Below are 22,994 nucleotides of genomic sequence, written 5' to 3'. Positions count from 1 at the left end.
ACAACCAACTTTTGAACCTCTCCAAGTATTCCTCATATTTCGAGCAACAGCCTTTCGATTAAAATAAGCTCTGTTCTTCGCTGCTACTCCTGAGTCACTATTTCTTGATCGTTTTGCTGCATCTTTATATTTCTTTTCTATACCCCCATCTTTCTCACTTAGAGATCCTGCTGCGGCGGTACCAAAACCGACAGCTGCATCCTTGCATGCATTTCCAGGCTTTGCACATACGGCCCCCCCACCCCACCAATTAGCGGGCCCCCAAGTGGACCAAGTGCGCCGGACAAGGCTCCAAAAAATATTTCACACGGCCCTCCTCCCTGCACTGCAGCACACAAAGCTCCTAACATTGCTCCTAATGGATTAAGACCCTCTGGATCTACATAACGGATAGAATTTGAATTGGCGTAGATATAGGGATTTATTCCGCCATAAATACCAATAGGATCACTTTCAAGATAGCGTCCAATATCAGGCGAGTAATCCCTCATATAATTATGATATAAACCACTCTCATGATCATAATATTGCCCAGCAAATCTTAAATTATTCTGAATTTTTTCAACCGCCAAAGTTACTTCACCAAAAGATTTATATCTAGCCTCCCAAACTACCATACCAGAATTATCAATCATCTTTTTTGGTGTACCAAGATGATCATTTTGATAATAAAAAACCTCTCCAGAGCTAACTCGCTGAAATAATGGGTTCGTCATCCACGGCAAGCCTGGCTTGAAATGATACTCCTTAATTAAGTTTCCATTGGAATCATATTCCGCAGCCATACCTTCTTTGTTATATAGGAAAAAAGTGAGACTCTCAGTTTTTTTATAAATACGTTTTCCATATGGATCATATCGGTATTCCCCGACAGAACGCCCATTTTTGTTAACTGTAATCAATCGCTCTTCATGGTTATAGAGGTAATCCCAGGTATTATCAGCCTGTGTTCTCTGAATAGTATGATCATTGTCGTTATACTTAAAAATTGAACTATCATCACCAGTAATAGCCTTGAGCTGATTATTATTGTTATAGCTACTTTGTGACTGAACAGCTTTAAAACTATCGCCTACATCATCACTTCCCACATATGAGTAACTAATACGATTACTAACACCGTCGTAATTAAATTCCTCATCAATCTTAAGACCTTCCAGTGGATAACTCGCTTTTCTTAAGCGAAAAATCTCATCATACTCAAAATTATATTTACCATATTTAGTAGTAATTTTTTCAATATTACTTTCCAGGTCATACTCATAAATAGCATGAGCATTATCGTTGCCCGCGCCATCTATAAGAATTTCATCTTTAACACGTAAAAAATCGTCATAACTCAGTATGATCGTACTGCCTCCCGGAAGAAGCAAAGTCTGAGGTGCCAACCATTGAAAGTTGGTCCAAGCCAACTGGCCGGCGCCAGGAATATGTACAGCAGCAAGCTGATTATTTTTATTATAATAGTAGGTGTAAGTAATACCCTCAGGATTAGTATAGGTCTTTTTCTGACCATTACCGTAATAGCTGTAGCTATAAGCTTTGGAAAAAGCTATTGATTCAGATTCATCTTCCTCACCGTAATAGTCTACCTTAACAGATTCTAAACGATTTAAACTATCGTAAGAATATGTCTCACCATGTCGAACAATATCAGGGGTAGCATTTGCAATATCAGAACCTGGATACTGCAAATAACCTACATACTGTGATTTATTATTATAGTAATAATCTACAACTTTAATCGGACTCACACTAACCTTACTGGCAAAAACCTCTGATTTTGCCAACCTATTAGCATTATCGTAACTATAAATAAGTCTTTCTTGCTCAGGATTTACAACTTCAATTAGATTTCCAGTGCCGTCATAACTATAAACCCTCCGCTTGCTAGAGCCTATAAACATATGTTTACTTTCAGTTTTTAGAAGATCATTTTTATCATAGGTATATATGGTTAGACGCCCCTCTGGATCTTTCACCTGAATTAAATTATCCCGAGCATCGTAACCAAATTCAGTTTTTTTATCCTCACCATTCACTGGATCAACAATAGCAACCAATCGATTTAGCTTATCGTAGTTATATTTATGAGTGCTTTCTAATGCGTTGACTTCACTACTCAAATTACCAACCAGGTCGTAACCATAACCAAGCAAGTGCTCTACGTTGTTAGCATCCTGCTTATTTTTCACCAAGCGGCTACGATTGTCATAACTCAACTCTTCTTTATAGGTTGGATATTCAATTTTTGACAACAGGTTACCCTGATATGAATACTCAATACGATTCTGCTCGCCATCGATAATAGCAGTCAATTGGTTTTGGTAATCATACTCCAAACCAATTGATACACCCTCAGAATCAGTAGTTGTTACAAGGCGGTTACCCCTATCAAAATCAAGTTCTAGCAGGTTACCCGCATCATCTATGACTGCTAGTGGTAACCCAGAGGCATTGTTCGTAATATGCTTACTATTTCCACTTGCATCAGTCACTTTAACTAAATGACCAGTATCATCGTAATCATAAATGTTACCTTGACCATAAGGGTTTAAATCACTAATTAAATTACCGACAGAATCATAATCTTGTGTCCAGGTTTTCTGACGAGCATCCACTATAGTTTTAGCATTGCCATTACTATCGTAATCTCGATATTCAATGCTATTGCCTTCCGGATCAGTAACCTTGATAACATTCCCATAGCCATCATAATCCCAAGTGGTAGTAGCCAAGGCAGTATTACCTGCTACAGATTCTCCTGTAGTCTCAGTAATCATCTGGCCATACTCATCGTAGGTATAGCGGGTTGTGCGCTGATCGGGAGTTCCCAACGCTTCGGTTAGCGTTAGTAAATTACCCTGCTCATCATATTCATATTCAGTAATAACTCCTCGCTCATCCCGCTCTCTGAGGGGCAAGGTTAATTCGGTATTCCAATCGGTAGTGGTATAACTGCCATCAGCGAATTCGGTACGGGTAATATTTCTAAAGGTGTCGTAATAATATTTGGTTTCTAATCCTCTAGCATCGGTAGTAACACTACTGATAATTCGAATTGGATCTAAACTATTCAGATAGACTTTGGTATCTACGCCAGTGCTATATTGCCTAGCATATTCATCGGCAGTTTCATTATCAGAATACAGATATTCAATCTTGTATTGCAGTTCACCACCGACCACTTTCCTTAATGGCATACCGGCAGCGTTGCTGAAGGTTTCAGTAATAACTCCAGAGCTATCCTGCTGGGTCAGTAGATATTCCTCTTTTTCTTCGTCATAGCTATGGCTATAGCTAGTACCAACACCATCGGCGTTCTTACTACCATTAATATCTCCATCAGCCGTTGAAGAATATGTAGTAACACGGCCATTGGGGTCAGTCATGCTTTTGAGAGTGCGTTTTCCATTATCGAGTTCATGGTACTGATAGGTCCAATTAAAACCACGCACATCCGTAACGGCAATTAACTGGCGGTAATTAAGACTGTCCTCACTGTCCTCTCCATAGTGATAGGTGATACTGCGACCAGTGTAATCTTCCAATTTTTTCAGTAAGTAAGCAGAATCTCCGTTCCGTTCTTCATATTCCTCCCAGTGGTAAGTAATTACGATATTTCCATGGTGATCTTTAACAGATTTCACACGGTTTCCATCATATTCCAGAGTTACACGTACACTATTTTTATCTTCATAATATTTTGGGTTTAAATTTTGGTAAAATATCAGATTGCCTTTTCTATCTCGCCAAGTGTAGTCACCCCAACCGTCATTTTTTGTAAAAGTTAGCGCAAGCTGAGAATGGTATAAATGCCCCGGCTTTCCAAGCCTATCAAAACCAAGACAATTCCAATGTGCATCATAACTTACCGGTATGTAAGTTTGACCATTGCGAATAATACGTTCGTAGCCAACCGCACAGCTCACGACATCTCCTCCTATAATCCATGATGTCGCTTTAAAGTCTTTTTCAATATGGCTCCAGCGTCTATTCCATTCCCAGCCACTACGAGTCCAGCGGCGGTTCATACGCACGTAGCCGCCCAATACTTTAACCCGCATATCCTCAAAGTCTTCCCGACTATCGGGTCTTACCGCAGCGGGAGCAGCACCATCACTACTAATACCTGGCTTAGCGAGCGCCAGAGGGGCTGCCAGTGAAGCACAAAGAGAAAAGATCACACCGAAATAGAGGGGACTAAGCCTTCTCTTATTTTTTTCCATAAATACGCCACTATTCCCTGTGCGGAGTTCCCGGTGAAAAAATTCATGCTTACTTCCTGGTCTTTATTAAAGGCGAATGTAGAACATCCACTACAATATTCTATTTTTGTATTTATTAGCTTCTTACCAGCAGAGCCACATCGCGTCTACTGAGGGCTGTTATCCTTATTACATACCGGGTCATCACAGGCTGGATCAGGCACACAACGCAGTGAGTCATTACCGCCAATAGACGAATAGCCACCACCGTAACTAGTACCGCCGCCACCTCCGCCTCCGTAGTAATAACCCCCGCCACCGCCACCGCCACCGCCACCGCCACCGCAAGAACCATACGAGGCCGTGCCCCAGCGGGTAGAAGTGCCGCCTGGAACTATTTGCCCATTGGCACATTGACTCTGATAGCTCACTTGATACTGATAACTGTGGCCACCGCAACCTGCACCACTAGCCTCGCCATCTTCATTCGGATTAAAGTCCCTTAGGGCAGTAATACGGTACGGTATATACACAACCTCTCCTGCCTCTAAAGTCTCTGGTACTTCGGCAAGAAACTCGAAGGACACGGTATCGTTACCGGTAGGTAATTTATCAATCATTGATTCCGCACCTATCAATCCATAGTTAGTGAGACTCAACTCCCCGCTAAATACATCGCCCTTTTGCATATCCGGCAGAGTCACACTGATGGGATCAAGCATAACTACGGCTACGGGGACCTGGGTTTCAAAGGTAGCTTCCAAGGTAATCTCGTAGCGGTCTTCCAGGTTAATTTCATTCACCTGCCATTCCACACTAACGATTTGATTCATCAGGAAAACATCTTCCGCAACTGTGGCCCCGGGTTTAACCCAGAGTCGACCGGATACACTTTCATGATCAAAGGCAGTGACACGATAGGCATAACGACCTGCAGGCAGATCTTGCAAGAATGCTTCACCGTTGGCATCACTATTGATAGTGCGAGTTTCAGATAGTACCTGCTCGTTTTGCAGCTCGATCTTGGCACCCGTCAAACCTGGGATGAGCGTATTATTTTCATCCAGGGTTGCCGTGTAGATATCACTGATATGGAAGAACGCATTGCCGATTTCCGAGGTCACTACAGCCACAAACAACTGCAAGGTGAAGCTATAACCACCATCCCCTTCAACTACCAGGCGATATTCATAATTTCCCTGAGGCACAGTATTATCTGGGCTGAATGCGATATTGATATCGCGGCCTTCACCAATTTCCAAATCCCCCAGTGCGGCCGTACCCTCAACTCTTACCCATGTAGGTGCCGGATTACCTTCACCATCTACTAAACTCAGGGTGGTATTGCGCAGCGTATCGAACCCTGTGTTTTTCAACTCGATGGTTTCTGTCGTTGTTCCACCCAAGGCAACACCGCTGTCCACATAAGAGGGAGTGAAATTTATAGCCGGGCGGCTCTCCGCCAAGTTGTATTCCAGGGCTACATTTTCCAGGGACTGCTCAATACCATTTACTGATGCCAATACCTGAAAATATAGGTAGCCCTGATCCGGGGCCAGGTTATCGCCAGAGAGCGAAAGATTTATAACTCCTTTCTCCTGCTCCGCCAGCTCAATGACAGACCCCAAGTCCAGGTGCAAGCCACTGGGAATTTGTATTTGCTCTTCACCCGGTGCAGCCACCGATTCCAGACGCACATCACTCAGCGCTGTACCGTGGCCAGCCGTCACTGTAATCGGCATTTCCTGGGTGTAGTTACGTGGAATATTTACGCTCAGTTGCCCAGGCGTTACTGAAGAAGTTAGTACTGCAAACTCACCTTGAACAGGACGAGAGAGGCTGTCCGGATGGATAACGGAGACCAGCCAATTACCGCTTTGTCCCTGCGGATCAAACTGGTAAGAGAAATTACCAGTGGCATCGGTAATGACTGAAGCGCTGCGCTCAAAGCCACGCAATTCCATAACCAAAGACAAAGGCACATTACTCAGGGCAGCGTCACTATCGCGGTCGAGGGCTCGCCCGGTAATAGTGATAACTTCCTCGGTCCCATAAACTTGCTGCGGAGCTACAGTATCCAACTCACCATAGTAAGCAGTTTCCTGAAGTGAAGCCTGGATGCGAGTGCCATTACCTTGAATTGCCACCTGGGTATCTTTTCCAGTGTGGTAGCGGAACTGATCAATTTCTAAAGTGATTGTGACATCATCCGGTGCAGCTGCAGGGATAGCCACTTCAATCCAGTCAGAGACAAAAGTCTTGCCTGGCTGGACACGTGCCACGGTTTCACCACTGGCTACCGTAATCACATTACCGGTGAATTGCTGTACCGATTGAAGTGCAAGCAGGTTGCTATCCGTGTCTTCAATTCGTATACGTACTTCATCGGAAGTTACACTGCCGTTGCTGCGTGCCACCAGCACCTCAGTTTCTACTGCGGATGTGTTTTCCAGAGTAAAGCGGACTTTCCCAACACCACCGCGATAGAGAGTGTCGGTTTCCAGATCCAAGCGCAACGCCGCATCCCCAACGAGAACCTGATCGGCGGTATTAATAAATATCGTCTCTCCTGGAAGCGGAGATTGTTCCAGACGCAATTGAATATCACTGATAGTATCCAACTTGTCGTAACCACCGATAATTATAGGAATTTCTACCAGCCCACCTGCAGCCACACTAAAGGCTACAGACTGGTGCTCGCGGGCCGTGCCATTATCATTAACAGTCGCAAAGAGTTTGACACCGCTAATATCGCCACTACCGCGATTTTGTACTCGGAAACGCACCTCATTCATCACACCGCGCTTAATGGCTGACTCACCTTCCTTCGATTCAACCACTTCCACTGAGAGTGCCGGTAATAACAAGCTGTGGCCAATACTTGTAGCTCCCAGACTATCTTCAGCCACTACGGTGTAGCGTCGCTCAGCATTTACACCCTGCTCCGCCGCACTGAAGTCACTATCTACAAAACTCGTGGGATTGCCACTATGGGAAATTAAACCACTGGTGATTTCCTGCAGACTTCCCTCTTCTCCAACATAAACTCGATAGCCAGAAATCGCGCTACCAGAGTGATTCCACTGCAATTGGGGACTGCCATTGGCGTCTACCTGAATACTCAAGTCGGAGACCGGTAAAAGACCAAAATTGAGATAAGCCGTCACACTGGGAGCAGATTCATTACCCGCCTCATCCAAGGCGGTTATCACATAGGCATGCTCACTTTCACTGGGTGCCTTATCCAAGGCAATGGTATCGGGGATACCCGTTTGCAGAGGACCTACCGATTGCAGAGTTTCATGAGTAGCATTTTCCCCTTCGGCCAACGCCAATCGATAGAGGTTATAAGTCAGTGTTTCTCCATTTTCGGAGCTACCCTCAATGTCGACGCTGGGGGCCTGCCAAGTAGCGACGATACCTGCCCCATTTAACTCCAGTGCCAGCTCCGTTGGCGCTGCCGGCAGAATGCTATCGGCACCCACTTTGACAGGTACACTCATTGAACTCACTGCGATCTGGTCGTTACTACGGCGTTCACTGGCAATACCGTAATAGTAGTTACCATCAGTGGGCAAGGTATCTTGAGTACTCGTTTCAGAAAGACGCAAAACTTCCGTAAAGTCTGCATCTCCTTCGGCCTTGCGGTACAAAACATAACGAGCATCTTCAACAGAATCCCACTGTAGCGCCACCTCACCGCCAGGTAATGCAGTAGCTTGCAAACTCTGCGGAATTTCAAGAGGTGGCAAGTCACCCTGATAAACCTGGAAGTAGTTTGCCACTCGTATTTTATCGCTTTGGTTCTCCAGATCATCCTCTGCCAGGAAACTAAAGCGCAGCGTATCTACAGTGGGATTGCCCTCCTCGTCCTGGCCGACAGAGGCTGGCAGGGTAAAGCTGCCCACCCACAGTGGCTGTCCTTGAGTAGACTGGGCGTCTCGATTAAGGATAATTCCAGATTCCAATCCGGGCACCACGGTGTTGCCCACCAGTGGTAGCAGCTCAGGCATTGCCCCAGCTTTAACTTCATCACTCAGCTGCAATATCACTTCCACTTGCAAACCATCCTGCTCGTGAACTTTTAAGGGCTCTCCGGGATTTAGTGTAAGAGCAATAACTTCAGGGCCCTCAGCATCAATCAACAGGCTGGTACCCTGTTCAATAACGGTGCCGCGATTACCCACATTATCGTGGGCAGACATCACTGCATAAGCGGTACCTGACATCATGCCTGGCTCGATAATAAAGCTACCGGTATATAGAGTGTCATTGCTGTAGTCTTTGCTGAGTTCTACTGCGACAGGCACACCACCATCTGGCGCCATAGCAAAATAGGGTTGATTGCGTAATGGCTCATCAAATTGCACGGTTACTTCTACCGTACCCGGCCCATGGCGACCACTAGCGCTATCCACCAAGCCGTTTGTCTGGTAGCTCACTTGTAACGCATGGGGGCCTTCACTATCAGCCTTTGCTTCTACCAAACTGGACAGACTGCCCTCTGTAGCCGCTTCATTAACCGCAGTAACAGCATAAAAGTATTCGCCATCTTCTGTCGGTAAGTCACTGTGTTTCAATTCGGTTAATAGCTGTGAATTAATCCGTTCCCCTTCAAGTACCGAAGTAAATTCAGCATTGGAACGATAAACGTTATAGCCCGCTATTTGGTTATTACTGTCATTACTGCTTACTGCGTCCCAGGAAAGGGAGATCTGGCCCAGCTCTCGCTCTATCACCGTCACGTTGCTTGGCGCATCAGGGATGTCGGTATCCAGGTTAACTTTACGCACATCACTTTGGGCACCATACCCTCCACGACCTGGGTATTCAGCCGCTACAGTAATTGAGTTTTCACCCTCTTGCAGAGAAATATCTACCTGGAAGTTGCCGTAATTATCGACAGTATCAGAATAACCGGTAGGCACACCCTCAAGATAAACCTGAACTTGGGTTTGTTTTTCAGCAGTACCATAAATTGTTACCTGCTCGCTATTGGTTAACCAGCCTTCGGATGGACTAGTAATTTGCGGGGCAGTAGGTGCAGCCAGGGCCACACTAAATTGATACTGCTCAATTATTACATTTTCCCAAATATCATAGATTTTTACGGTTAACCCATGATCACCATCAGCTAAATTAAGCAGCGCAATATCATGGGTGAAGACATTGGTTATGGCTGTGTACTCTGTCCCTTCCAACTTGCCATCCAAATAAAACTCAACACGAGCTACTCCTGAATCGTCAGTTGCCGTGATTTTAAAATTACCATCCTGCGATAATTCCGGTGCAGTATTTAGATCCAAAACCTGACCACCCTGCTGGTACTCCGCAACACTAATTACTGGTCCGTCGGTATCTGCTACAGGGGTTACCGCAACCGGTGTCACCAGTTGTTCAGAGCCACTGGAATTATTCACCGACACCACTGCCACATAATAGGTCTTGTCGTTTTCCAAACCAGCCATAGACCAGCTGTGTTCAGTATCAGATTCACTCCCTTTACTGCGCAGTGATTGATAATGCATACCCGAAATACTACTGAAAGTATTTTCTTCTACATATACTGCATAATTTTTTAAAAGCGAATATGGGGAAACACTGGACCACTGAAGGTCAATTCGGCTGCTCTTCGCCTCAACAGTGACCGATGACGGATTAGGCAATAGGGTAGTACCGGAATCGGTAATACCGCTGGAGCTGTTACCATCATTATCGTAAACGTAAACACGTAACGGATATGAAGTAGCCGCACTTAAACCAGTAACTTGATATTGAACCAGTGCCTGGGGATCAGCCAAAGACGACAGTGGAATATCATCCACTCGATCACTCTCAGTAAATGCCACACGGTAGCCCGCCAAATCTTCGGCAGAATTAGCAGAAGGATTCCAGCTCAGCATCAGGTTATCTGCACCTGGTGTCACAACTAAATTAGTAATTTCATCTGGTGCAACGGTATCAACCGGTGTCACTGCAATAGAACTTACCGATGGATTAAATAATCCCTGGGAATCATAAGCCACAACAGCAAAATGCATCGCCGTTCCGCGTGGCAACCCCTCAACCCGATACAGCTTAGATCCCTGTGCTACTGTCGCTACCGGAGTTTTACCGGCGATATCAGTAAAGTTAGCCGCACTTTGATAGATTCGATACTCAGCTATGTCATTGCCATTATCGAACTCGTTATAGTTGCTCCAATCCAGGGTCACCTCAGTACCACTACCACTGGGGTCAATTACCGGGCTTACTACCCCGGGAGGAGTATTATCATAACGAATCTGTGCAACTGATGGATCACTAACATTTCCTGCAGCGTCGCGTACCGTAAATGAAATTTCATTATCCCCTTGCAAAAGAGCAACTTCGGTACTCCAGCTGGTGCTAGATGAGTTAACAGCGGTCAGGTTGCCATTCACCAATATTTCACTATCCGCTTCTTTAGTACCGGAAAATACTTGAGCATTAACGGTAGTAACCTGCGGAAATGCATCCAATACTGGTGCCACTGGCGGCGTGTAGTCCAGGGTAAAAGTATAAGTACGTTGTGAAGAAATATTACCTAACTTATCGGCTACCTGAGCAGTAATCTCATAATCACCATCAATAAATGGTGCTTGGGGAGTAAATTGAATCTGATCCTCGAAGAAATCTATGGAACCGGATAGAGAAATATCATTGCGTTTAATAATTAGTTTACTGGTTTCCAGATCAATACCAGATCCCGCTTCTAATACATTTAACGCGACAACTTGTGGTGAGATGCTATGAAGTCCAGTGGGGTATACACTTGTTACTGAAGGAGCAATTGTATCTATATAAAACTTCAATTGAACTAAATCAGATGTATTTCCACTCAAGTCTATAGCAGCGATACTAAGAATTGATTCACCCTCTGGTAATGAGTAAGTTCCAGCCCAATCACCGCTTCCATTAACAACCTGTTCAATACCATTTATCCAAATCGAGGTATTTTCTTCACGTCTACCAGATAGACTAACCTCTGACTTATTAGACTCATGAAGCACCGGAATGGTTGCCAGGTCTACAACTGGCTTATCTGGCCTCGTTGTATCTATTTGAAATATGTATGTATACACATCATCATAAGGTTCTAATTCGATAGAATCTCTATCTTGATCCATCCCCATACCATTAGCAGCAAAGATATTTGGACCTACCGATAATTTATAATCACCCTCTTGTAATTTCTCAGAAAATGAGATTACTACCTGGGAGACTCCTGTATGTTCAACCTTATTGATCGCTATAAAATGTCCGCCCTCATCCTCTAGACTAAAATCATCGACTTCAATCGAAGACGATTCAATAGAAGTATTAAAATAAACGGTTAGCTCGGTGAGATTAAAATTTATTTTTTCATCAATATTTAAGGCTCTTACCCAAAGAGCTGGCGATTCAATATAAACACTACCATCACCGCCATCCTCTTTTGAGGAACTGTATGAATCTCCCCTTTTGCCTCAATTTTACTGAAATCAAAGTCTTCATTAAGTCCGTAGTAGAGGGCTATACGACCACCACCCCCGCCATAATAAGAAGGAGAATTTGCAGAATCACCACCATTAGCAGACAGCTCACCAAGCCCAGAAATAGTATTGGCAATTACCCAGATGGAGCCACCGCTGGAACCACCATAGTAAGCAGGCTGTACGCCATTTGCGTAAATCCCACCATCCAGAATTAATTTATCAACCGTAAGCTTTATAGCTCCCCCACCTCGAGCATAAGAATTGAGGGAAGTTCCCAGGGAAGTTGGCTCAGCAAAGTCGCCATAAGTCGTGTCAGAAGCAAGTCCGCCGCCAGTGCCTCCGTGGCTAGCACCGTAAAAGCTAGTACTTCCTCCTATCAAGCCTCTCCCACTGCTATCAATAAAGGATTCCTTATCTACCAATAGATAGCCCACATCCCAGTTAATACCTACCAACGAATCACCATCCCCACTTACAGCCTCATGAGAGATAGAGCTCTGATTACTGAGAACAACTGAATCCCACTGTGTCGGCGGTACATCTGTAGAGTTCGGATATATACTTAAATAGCTTCCATCAAGTTGCAGAGTATTTCCTTCCGCTTGAGGAATCCCTGTGGTATTTAGTATAAGGCTGCTATCCTTCAGGATTAATGTTTTGAGGGGAACAGGATTCTTTATGGTTACATTACTATTAACAAATTCCGTTGATGTAATACCCGAAACATCACCGAGAAGGACAAGATTCGTGTTAACAAATTCAACGGAAGTATTTGCCGGAATATCATCCTGAAATAAACTTTGTGCAGAATTTTTATTTAGACCTATAAAACCAAGCCTTCCCTCTCCCGTAGATTGATCATTTATATAGGTACTTCCAGAGCCTCCATCCTCTTTAGAAGAGCTGTATGAATTACCTCCTTTGGCTTGGATATTATTGAAATCAAAACCTTCATTAAGTCCGTAGTAGAGGGCTATACGACCACCACCCCCGCCATAATAAGAAGAAGAATTTGCAGAATCACCACCATTAGCAGACAGCTCACCAAGCCCAGAAATAGTATTGGCAATTACCCAGATGGAGCCACCGCTGGAACCACCATAGTAAGCAGGCTGTACGCCATTTGCGTAAATCCCACCATCCAGAATTAATTTATCAACCGTAAGCTTTATAGCTCCCCCACCTCGAGCATAAGAATTGAGGGAAGTTCCCAGGGAAGTTGGCTCAGCAAAGTCGCCATAAGTCGTGTCAGAAGCAAGTCCGCCGCCAGTGCCTCCGTGGCTAGCACCGTAAAAGCTAGTACTTCCTCCTATCAAGCCTCTCCCACTGCTATCAATAAAGGATTCCTTATCTACCAATAGATAGCCCACATCCCAGTTAATACCTACCAACGAATCACCATCCCCACTTACAGCCTCATGAGAGATAGAGCTCTGATTACTGAGAACAACTGAATCCCACTGTGTCGGCGGTACATCTGTAGAGTTCGGATATATACTTAAATAGCTTCCATCAAGTTGCAGAGTATTTCCTTCCGCTTGAGGAATCCCTGTGGTATTTAGTATAAGGCTGCTATCCTTCAGGATTAATGTTTTGAGGGGAACAGGATTCTTTATGGTTACATTACTATTAACAAATTCCGTTGATGTAATACCCGAAACATCACCGAGAAGGACAAGATTCGTGTTAACAAATTCAACGGAAGTATTTGCCGGAATATCATCCTGAAATAAACTTTGTGCAGAATTTTTATTTAGACCTATAAAACCAAGCCTTCCCTCTCCCGTAGATTGATCATTTATATAGGTACTTCCAGAGCCTCCATCCTCTTTAGAAGAGCTGTATGAATTACCTCCTTTGGCTTGGATATTATTGAAATCAAAACCTTCATTAAGTCCGTAGTAGAGGGCTATACGACCACCACCCCCGCCATAATAAGAAGAAGAATTTGCAGAATCACCACCATTAGCAGACAGCTCACCAAGCCCAGAAATAGTATTGGCAATTACCCAGATGGAGCCACCGCTGGAACCACCATAGTAAGCAGGCTGTACGCCATTTGCGTAAATCCCACCATCCAGAATTAATTTATCAACCGTAAGCTTTATAGCTCCCCCACCTCGAGCATAAGAATTGAGGGAAGTTCCCAGGGAAGTTGGCTCAGCAAAGTCGCCATAAGTCGTGTCAGAAGCAAGTCCGCCACCAGTGCCTCCGTGGCTAGCACCGTAAAAGCTAGTACTTCCTCCTATCAAGCCTCTCCCACTGCTATCAATAAAGGATTCCTTATCTACCAATAGATAGCCCACATCCCAGTTAATACCTACCAACGAATCACCATCCCCACTTACAGCCTCATGAGAGATAGAGCTCTGATTACTGAGAACAACTGAATCCCACTGTGTCGGCGGTACATCTGTAGAGTTCGGATATATACTTAAATAGCTTCCATCAAGTTGCAGAGTATTTCCTTCCGCTTGAGGAATCCCTGTGGTATTTAGTATAAGGCTGCTATCCTTCAGGATTAATGTTTTGAGGGGAACAGGATTCTTTATGGTTACATTACTATTAACAAATTCCGTTGATGTAATACCCGAAACATCACCGAGAAGGACAAGATTCGTGTTAACAAATTCAACGGAAGTATTTGCCGGAATATCATCCTGAAATAAACTTTGTGCAGAATTTTTATTTAGACCTATAAAACCAAGCCTTCCCTCTCCCGTAGATTGATCATTTATATAGGTACTTCCAGAGCCTCCATCCTCTTTAGAAGAGCTGTATGAATTACCTCCTTTGGCTTGGATATTATTGAAATCAAAACCTTCATTAAGTCCGTAGTAGAGGGCTATACGACCACCACCCCCGCCATAATAAGAAGAAGAATTTGCAGAATCACCACCATTAGCAGACAGCTCACCAAGCCCAGAAATAGTATTGGCAATTACCCAGATGGAGCCACCGCTGGAACCACCATAGTAAGCAGGCTGTACGCCATTTGCGTAAATCCCACCATCCAGAATTAATTTATCAACCGTAAGCTTTATAGCTCCCCCACCTCGAGCATGAGAATTGAGGGAAGTTCCCAGGGAAGTTGGCTCAGCAAAGTCGCCATAAGTCGTGTCAGAAGCAAGTCCGCCACCAGTGCCTCCGTGGCTAGCACCGTAAAAGCTAGTACTTCCTCCTATCAAGCCTCTCCCACTGCTATCAATAAAGGATTCCTTATCTACCAATAGATAGCCCACATCCCAGTTAATACCTACCAACGAATCACCATCCCCACTTACAGCCTCATGAGAGATAGAGCTCTGATTACTGAGAACAACTGAATCCCACTGTGTCGGCGGTACATCTGTAGAGTTCGGATATATACTTAAATAGCTTCCATCAAGTTGCAGAGTATTTCCTTCCGCTTGAGGGATCCCTGTGGTATTTAGTATAAGGCTGCTATCCTTCAGGATTAATGTTTTGAGGGGAACAGGATTCTTTATGGTTACATTACTATTAACAAATTCCGTTGATGTAATACCCGAAACATCACCGAGAAGGACAAGATTCGTGTTAACAAATTCAACGGAAGTATTTGCCGGAATATCATCCTGAAATAAACTTTGTGCAGAATTTTTATTTAGACCTATAAAACCAAGCCTTCCCTCTCCCGTAGATTGATCATTTATATAGGTACTTCCAGAGCCTCCATCCTCTTTAGAAGAGCTGTATGAATTACCTCCTTTGGCTTGGATATTATTGAAATCAAAACCTTCATTAAGTCCGTAGTAGAGGGCTATACGACCACCACCCCCGCCATAATAAGAAGAAGAATTTGCAGAATCACCACCATTAGCAGACAGCTCACCAAGCCCAGAAATAGTATTGGCAATTACCCAGATGGAGCCACCGCTGGAACCACCATAGTAAGCAGGCTGTACGCCATTTGCGTAAATCCCACCATCCAGAATTAATTTATCAACCGTAAGCTTTATAGCTCCCCCACCTCGAGCATGAGAATTGTGGGAAGTTCCCAGGGAAGTTGGCTCAGCAAAGTCGCCATAAGTCGTGTCAGAAGCAAGTCCGCCGCCAGTGCCTCCGTGGCTAGCACCGTAATAACTACTGCCAGATCCGATTAGCCCTTTACCATCAAGGTTAATTGAAGATTCAGCGGATACGATTAGGGTAGTAGTCACTTCCAAATCAACTATTTCATTTACTAAAGCAGTAACGTGGCCATTATTAACTACCTCCAATCTATTAAAGCTGTGCTTTCCAGTCAGAGTGAGCACAACGCCATCAACAACAATATTCTTACCCGAATAGAAATTATCAGTTTCTAAAATAGTAGTATCACTATCTATGAAAATATTCTCTATATCGTCAACATTATCGGGGGAGCTTTCTGCGCCTATCGAATTTACGCCGTAACCGGAAACTTGAATAGCAAACACAGTCAAGGCCATGAATAAAAGTGCAGACAAGTAGCCTTTCATTTAATTTCCCCAATATTATTTCGCCCGTAAATACAAAACGAAAAGATCTAGATAATTTTAAAAGCAATTCTCAAGAAGCTCACGAGAACTCCTGAACTATTTATTTTCTATTGCATTTGCACACTCAGACGTTTGTCATAAATCAAAAAACGCTGACTATTTTTCAAGCGTGAATACTCGTCGAAGTTATAAAATGCAACATAGGATCCATATCCGGCATTCAGTATATTATTCTGCGGATCAGCAATTTCCCACTGATCATTAGCCTTGTATTCAGCCCAGTTGTGATAATTTTCAGCAAATAAGCGACCTGAACTATCAATAGTGAATCCCCCAACCATACGGGCCGGAATATTTGAAGATCGAGTTAACGCAACAAAGGCCGACGCAAATTCGGTACAGTCTCCTTGCCGAGCTGTTATTGCGTAGCTCGCTCCTCTGTCTTCGGCAACATAGCCGATATCTCTGATATTGCGATAAAGCCAACTACTAATCTTTTCTGGATTACCATTGAGTTTAGAGGCTAGAGAGACTATTTCTGGTGCTTTTGTTTCAATCCCCGGCTCACTTCCAAGGTAGCGTGGGTCTTCCAAAGTAGATGGTTGAGGTTTATCGGCCAGCTTTACTACAGCGGTTATATTGACAACTTGGCTGGAAAAGGGAGCTAGACCAGGCAAATCAAATAACAACGCCTGGTTACCTGACTGGTCTACTTTTAACTCAAATGGAAAGTTAGCGTTAATAGATTCCGTTTTTTGATAGGAATTTTGCTCTACCGGTGCAAACGCACTGAAAACGGGGCTCGCTATATATCGATTCGACCGATTACTAACTTCAAAACTATAACGTATCGTTTGGATAGTTTTATATATTGCATCATTGGGTTCAACTTGCTTATATACCCAAAAGCAAGCAAATACTATCGCTCCCAGTAAACAGGCGAGCAGACTAAACTTAACTTGGTACTTCTTATCTTGCACAGCCCGGCATCCCATCCACTCCCGCTCGTTTAGCTGCACCTAATGCACTATTCCTTACGGCATTCTTTAAAGCACTTAATCCACCGGCAATAACGAAAGCCTCACCTTTAAAGCCTAGTTTTAACTTTTTTGCTATACGTTGTTCTTGCCCATCTTCCGCAACAACAAATATTGGCAAGTAGCCATTTAGTGAATAACTAATAAATGCACTGCGTATTCTGGTATTCAGGTCTTCATCTACCTGGTGAGGTACAACTGAGATTCCCATATTTACTAGCTCTTCACCAATACTGTGAGTAGCTGCAAGAGTAACTGCGCCAAAATGACTGAACTCAACCAAATAATCATTCGGAGACACTATGGTGGTCTTCGCTTGAGACAACTCTTCGGGTCTCTTGCCAATCAGTACTTTTGGCTTTTCAAAACCTGAACTCACAAGCTCCTGACATAGCTTTGCCAAGGAGTGCCTCTTGTGGGGTTCAGAAAAAACTAGAATGGCCTTGGATTTAAGGAATTTCTTAGTCTTAACTCTAGAAGTGGTAATTGAAAGGATATCTTGGGGTACATTCTGATCAGGTAACTTTTCAGATACATCAATCAATATAAATTGATCAAGTGTACCAGTTAACTCTTCACTGCGAGCAAAACACAATTCAGATGTGTTTTTAGCAACCCCATAAATTCCGGTAAACGACTGACGGTCGGGTAGGGATATGCAACGATGATGATCATCTGCAGACTCATCTATAGCCACTGCTAGTTGACTACCGAAGAAAAATATCAGCAATCCAATCAGCTGGATTCCTAATCTATAACATCCTGTCAAAGTTAATCGCCCGTACTATCTAGCCCCATAAACCCATAATGGGACTGACTACTCAAGTTGCCACGCATGATAATAACTATCTAAAACGGTCGTCAACCTTAATAAAATTTTTTAATTTTTTATGTATAGATGGCTTTTTGGCATAAAATTAACTAAGCGCAAGAATGTCACGAACATTTTTTGTACTAAAAGTAAAACAGGCGGGACAGGCAGCTTAAGCTACCCTGAAACCAGAACTGAATTTAGAAGCGGGGCATCTCTTCCAAGTTAACTGTCAAACAAGAAGCAATCAAATTCCTCTTGCAAAAGTTATATCCCGTCAAAGCACTGAATAATCCCTCTTTTCCAAGTAAGCGCTGTGTAACCTCTTCCAAGGAAAATCCCTGTTGCGTCAACTCCTGCGCCTCTCCAGATAGATTAAGCAGGTACTCATATTTTTTACTCAACTGCTGCCAACCATCCTCCACCACACCTCTATGAGGGCAAAGGATAACGTCAAATGAATGATCCAGGGCCCCCTTTATACTTTTCACTAATGTAGGGACATCTTCATCAATACGCAGGAACTTTAAGTAGTTGGCAATAAATAAATCAGCGCTAAACAGCCAGCCGCGCTCAGGCAGTAAATAGCAGGTCATATCCTTTGCATGCCCGGGACTAAATACTGGAACCACTTTTTCTTCACCAATGTAGACTTCCTCTGGAAGAGGTGCCACCTCCGCTTTTCCCGCAGTTCCCCAGAAAAACTTCTGCATCGGGGGAATTCGGAAGCCTTTTTTTAATATACCAATAGTCAGATCCGGGGCCACCGCCTGCACACCGGTAAGTTTCTGGATAGCGCCGGCATTGCCACTATGGTCTTCGTGGTGATGAGTCAGCAATAACTGCTTTAGCGGTGCGCTTTGTATAAACGGCTTGACATACTTCCACTGATTGCTGGGACCTGTATCAATTACGGTTCCATTGAGGCGATAAACAACAAAGGTTGTATTAACACCCATATTGACTCGGCCGACGCGAATAGCATCTAAGCCTTGATAATTAAAGGTTTCACGTACTGGCATAGCTGTGCCCTTGGATAGCTAGGCGTTATTTTTAGGCGAATGCCGTATCTTGGGGAATTGTATTTCCCATGAAAATGAATGACATATCCTTTCCGAACCCTAGACAGTCACGGAGGAGACACATCCTGACTTGCTGCAGAATACTGAAACTAGCTGGTCGAGGGTTATTCCAGTGCCACCACTTCTATTCCGGCATCGGTATAACGCCAACGCAAATTGAATTCACACAATTGCATGCCATAAATGCGCTGAGGGTCGGTCTTTTGGTATGCCGGTCTTGGATCCTGGGATAACACCTGTTCAATTAAACGGGGGAGATCTGTACCCCAGTCATCGCGGTAGGCTTTGGCTTTATTCAGAACTGGCTCGGGGATAGTAACGGGAATTTGCACTGGAGCTGCGTCAGCAAATTCACTTTGCGCATGCGTTAACGCATCCGCATAGGGAACATAGGGTTTAATATCCAACACTGGCGTACCATCGACCAAATCTGCCCCGGCAACTATCAACTCCACTTTAGGAGAGGTGCGCACCTCCAGAAGACGAACTACTGACAGCCCGATATTATTGGGACGAAAGGGCGAGCGAGTGGCGAGTACACCCAGTTTCTTATTGCCGCCCAAACGGGGCGGGCGCACTTTAGCTGACCACTGCCCAGCGGCTTGGTGAAATTGGAACACTACCCAGATATGGCTATTTTGCTCCAGACCGGCAACTGCATCTGGCGTATCCAGGGGAGGTAACAACACAATACTGGCGCGACTGGCATCCGCCAATAGTGGCTGGCGGGGTACTCCAAACTTTTCTCCAAAGCAGGAATGCACCCGCGCAATAGGCTCTACAACCATTTAAAATCCAAACACTTTAACAAACTACTTATCAATACCGCCGACACACAGATATTTTATTTCCAGGTAATCCTCAATACCGTATTTTGAGCCCTCGCGCCCCTGCCCGGATTCTTTTACACCGCCAAAGGGTGCCATTTCGTTTGAAATAATACCCTCATTGATACCGACCATACCGTATTCAAGTCCCTCTGCAACACGCCAAATACGACCGATATCCCTGGAGTAAAAATAAGAAGCCAGACCAAATTCCGTATCGTTGGCCATTTTAATGACTTCCTCTTCAGAGGAGAATTTATATAGCGGAGCTACCGGACCGAAGATCTCTTCTTTGAACAAGTGCATTTGATCGGTGGCCCCACCCAATACTACAGGAGAATAAAAGCACTCCCCCATAGTACTGGGACCACCAGCAACTAGGGTTTGCGCGCCTTTTTGCAGCGCATCTTCCACCAGAGATTCCGTTTTCTTCACTGCTTTGGTGGTAATCATAGGACCCATGTCGACACCGCTATCAAAACCACTGCCCATGGAAAGCTGGTTTACCGCAGCGGAAAATTTCTGTGCAAATTCTTCGTAAACACCTTCTTGCACGAAAATGCGATTAGCGCATACACAGGTTTGACCGGCATTGCGATATTTACAAACAATTGCGCCCTTTACGGCTTCGCCAATGTCAGCATCATCAAAAACAATAAATGGGGCATTACCTCCCAATTCCATAGAGGTTTTTTTCATGGTTGCTGCACACTGGGCTTGCAGCAATTTTCCGACAGCGGTAGAACCGGTAAAAGTAAATTTCCGCACTAATGGATTGGCCGTCATTTCTGCGCCAATCTCCGGTGCCTTATCCCCTGCGACAATATTAAAAACACCTGGGGGGATTCCCGCTTCCTCAGCGAGAACTGCGAGAGCCAGTGCGGATAGAGGTGTTTCGGAGGCGGGCTTGGCAATAAATGGACAGCCTGCGGCAATAGCGGGAGCCATTTTGCGTGCGATCATAGCGCTGGGGAAATTCCATGGCGTTACAGAACAGGTCACACCAATCGACTGCTTGATAACCAAGAGCCGTTTATCACTGGAAGGCGGGCTAATAACATCCCCGTAGACGCGCTTGGCTTCTTCCGCAAACCATTCGACATAATTAGCACCATACACAATTTCGGTACGGGACTCTGTCAGTGGCTTGCCTTGCTCTGCGGTCAAAATAATGGCTAGGTCATCAGCGTTAGCAATTATCAGCTCATACCAGCGTCTGAGAATTTTCGCTCTTTCTTTTACCGGAGTATCGCGCCAGGCAGGCCAGGCTTTATCAGCAGCTTCTATAGCACGGCGAGTCTCATCTGCCCCCAAGTTGGCGATTCTGGCAACCGCCTTGCCAGTTGCCGGGTCCAACACATCGAAGGTATCGCCAGAATCAGCGTCAATCCACTGGCCATTGATATAGGACTGGTTGCGCAGCAATGCAGGATTCTTCAGCTTCAACATCGTATTCTCCTTGTGGTTTCTTCCCTGGCCCCGTCAAAAACGGGATCACTGGTACGATAGAAATCCCACAATGCCATTCCATTGTGGGTTAAGGCTGTAGAAGCTGGAGTGGTGCGCAAACCGGCAGTATCCCTTGCCGGCTTACAGGTAACCTAAGTTACCGCCTCTTATTTTTTCTTCTTTTTAACAAACTTCATCAGGCGGCGTTTCTTGGCCTTCTGGCGGTCACTCAGCTTGTTCTTTTTGTCCGCGTAGGGGTTAGCGCTGGTGCGGAACTCAATTTTTACCGGAGTACCGTGCAAATCCAGAGCCTTGCGGAAAGTCTTCTCCAGGTAGCGCACATAATGTGCCGGTACCTGCTCAGTCTGGTTACCGTGGATCACAATAACCGGCGGATTTTGTCCACCGGCGTGAGCGTAGCGCAATTTGATACGATGTCCGTGCACCAAAGGTGGTTGGTGCTCACTTACCGCCCACTCCAGAATACGAGTGAGGTGATTAGTGGACAGTTTGTCTGTAGCGCTCTGGTAAGCACCCTCAATGGACTCGTATAGATGCCCAACACCGGTGCCATGTAGTGCAGAAATAAAGTGCACATCAGCAAAGTCCACAAAGCGCAGGCGACGCTCCAACTCGGCTTTCACATAGTCGCGATGATCCGCTTCCAGCCCATCCCACTTGTTCAGGGCAACTACCAGCGCGCGTCCCGCCTGTACTACGCTGCCCATCAGGTGCATATCCTGGTCCACCAGGCCTTCGCGGGCATCGATCACCAGCACCACCACGTTGGCATCTTCCACCGCCTGCAAGGTTTTGACGATAGAGAACTTCTCCACCGATTCCTTGATATTTTTCCGGCGGCGAATGCCCGCAGTATCGATCAGGGTGTAAGGCTTTTCGTCGCGTTCATAATTGATATAGACGCTATCGCGGGTTGTGCCGGGCTGATCGTAGACAACAACCCGGTCCTCACCCAAGAGGCGGTTAACCAGGGTGGATTTCCCCACATTGGGGCGGCCCACAATGGCAATCTTGATTCCGGTCGCTTCTTCGGCTTCCTCTTCAACTTCTTGCTCGGGCAGGTCCTCGATTACCCGCTGCATCAGGGAGCGAACACCGCGCCCGTGGGTAGCAGTCGTCGGGAAAAGCTCACCAATACCCAATTCATAGAAAGGTGCCAGGGCAATATCCGGGTTTACCCCATCAACTTTGTTGGCCACCAGGAAAGTGGGCTTGGAGCGGGTGCGCAAGCGCTCGGCAATCATCTCGTCGGCTGGGGTCAGGCCGGCGCGGCTGTCCACCAAAAAGAGTACGAAGTCTGCTTCTTCGATGGCCTGCATAGATTGTTCGGCCATAGCCGCATCGATGCCTTCTTCGCCACCGGAAATACCACCGGTATCGACCAGTAACAGCTTGCGCCCGTCGATCTCCGCCTCACCGTACTTGCGATCGCGGGTAAGCCCGGCGTAGTTGGCCACCAATGCGTCGCGAGACTTGGTCAACCGGTTAAAAAGTGTGGATTTGCCCACATTGGGGCGCCCGACCAGGGCAATTACTGGCAGCATACAAATTCTGGTTTTAGCCGTATAAAAAAATACAAAAG

The 22,994-nt window shown here is 45.2% G+C and carries 9 protein-coding genes; all 9 read right to left on the bottom strand.

Annotated features, from left to right (window positions below; translation table 11 throughout):
* Window positions 1-158: 158 nt before the first annotated feature.
* Window positions 159-4,229, bottom strand: a complete 4,071-nt coding sequence (locus QT397_08230; GenBank protein ID WNZ57312.1) for an RHS repeat-associated core domain-containing protein — start codon at window positions 4,227-4,229, stop codon at window positions 159-161.
* A gap of 146 nt (window positions 4,230-4,375) precedes the next feature.
* Entirely contained in the window at window positions 4,376-11,356 is a 6,981-nt protein-coding gene (locus QT397_08225) for a fibronectin type III domain-containing protein (GenBank protein ID WNZ57311.1), read from the bottom strand.
* Window positions 11,357-11,610: 254 nt separating this feature from the next.
* Window positions 11,611-16,185: a hypothetical protein gene (locus QT397_08220; GenBank protein WNZ57310.1), complete on the bottom strand. Its 4,575-nt coding sequence runs from the start codon at window positions 16,183-16,185 to the stop codon at window positions 11,611-11,613.
* A 107-nt stretch (window positions 16,186-16,292) separates the two neighbouring features.
* Window positions 16,293-17,165, bottom strand: a complete 873-nt coding sequence (locus tag QT397_08215) for a transglutaminase-like domain-containing protein (GenBank protein WNZ57309.1) — start codon at window positions 17,163-17,165, stop codon at window positions 16,293-16,295.
* Entirely contained in the window at window positions 17,155-17,991 is an 837-nt protein-coding gene (locus tag QT397_08210; GenBank protein ID WNZ57308.1) for a hypothetical protein, read from the bottom strand. Before QT397_08210 ends, QT397_08215 begins: the two co-directional genes overlap by 11 nt.
* Window positions 17,992-18,233: 242 nt before the next feature.
* Window positions 18,234-19,055 carry an MBL fold metallo-hydrolase gene (locus QT397_08205; protein ID WNZ57307.1) on the bottom strand — a complete coding sequence of 274 codons (822 nt, stop codon included), beginning with the start codon at window positions 19,053-19,055 and terminating at the stop codon, window positions 18,234-18,236.
* 164 nt (window positions 19,056-19,219) lie between these two features.
* On the bottom strand, window positions 19,220-19,903 hold the full coding sequence (gene tsaA, locus QT397_08200) for a tRNA (N6-threonylcarbamoyladenosine(37)-N6)-methyltransferase TrmO (protein WNZ57306.1): 684 nt from the start codon (window positions 19,901-19,903) through the stop codon (window positions 19,220-19,222).
* Between the two features lie 24 nt (window positions 19,904-19,927).
* The gene (locus tag QT397_08195) at window positions 19,928-21,391 is read right to left on the bottom strand and encodes an NAD-dependent succinate-semialdehyde dehydrogenase (protein WNZ57305.1); all 1,464 of its coding nucleotides are present in this window, start codon (window positions 21,389-21,391) and stop codon (window positions 19,928-19,930) included.
* Between the two features lie 167 nt (window positions 21,392-21,558).
* Window positions 21,559-22,956, bottom strand: coding sequence for a ribosome biogenesis GTPase Der (gene der, locus QT397_08190; protein WNZ57304.1), 1,398 nt, complete (start codon window positions 22,954-22,956; stop codon window positions 21,559-21,561).
* Window positions 22,957-22,994 lie beyond the last annotated feature (38 nt).

It is taken from the genome of Microbulbifer sp. MKSA007, assembly GCA_032615215.1.
Classification (GTDB): Bacteria; Pseudomonadota; Gammaproteobacteria; order Pseudomonadales; family Cellvibrionaceae; genus Microbulbifer.
This window is presented reverse-complemented; position numbering and strand designations above follow the sequence as displayed.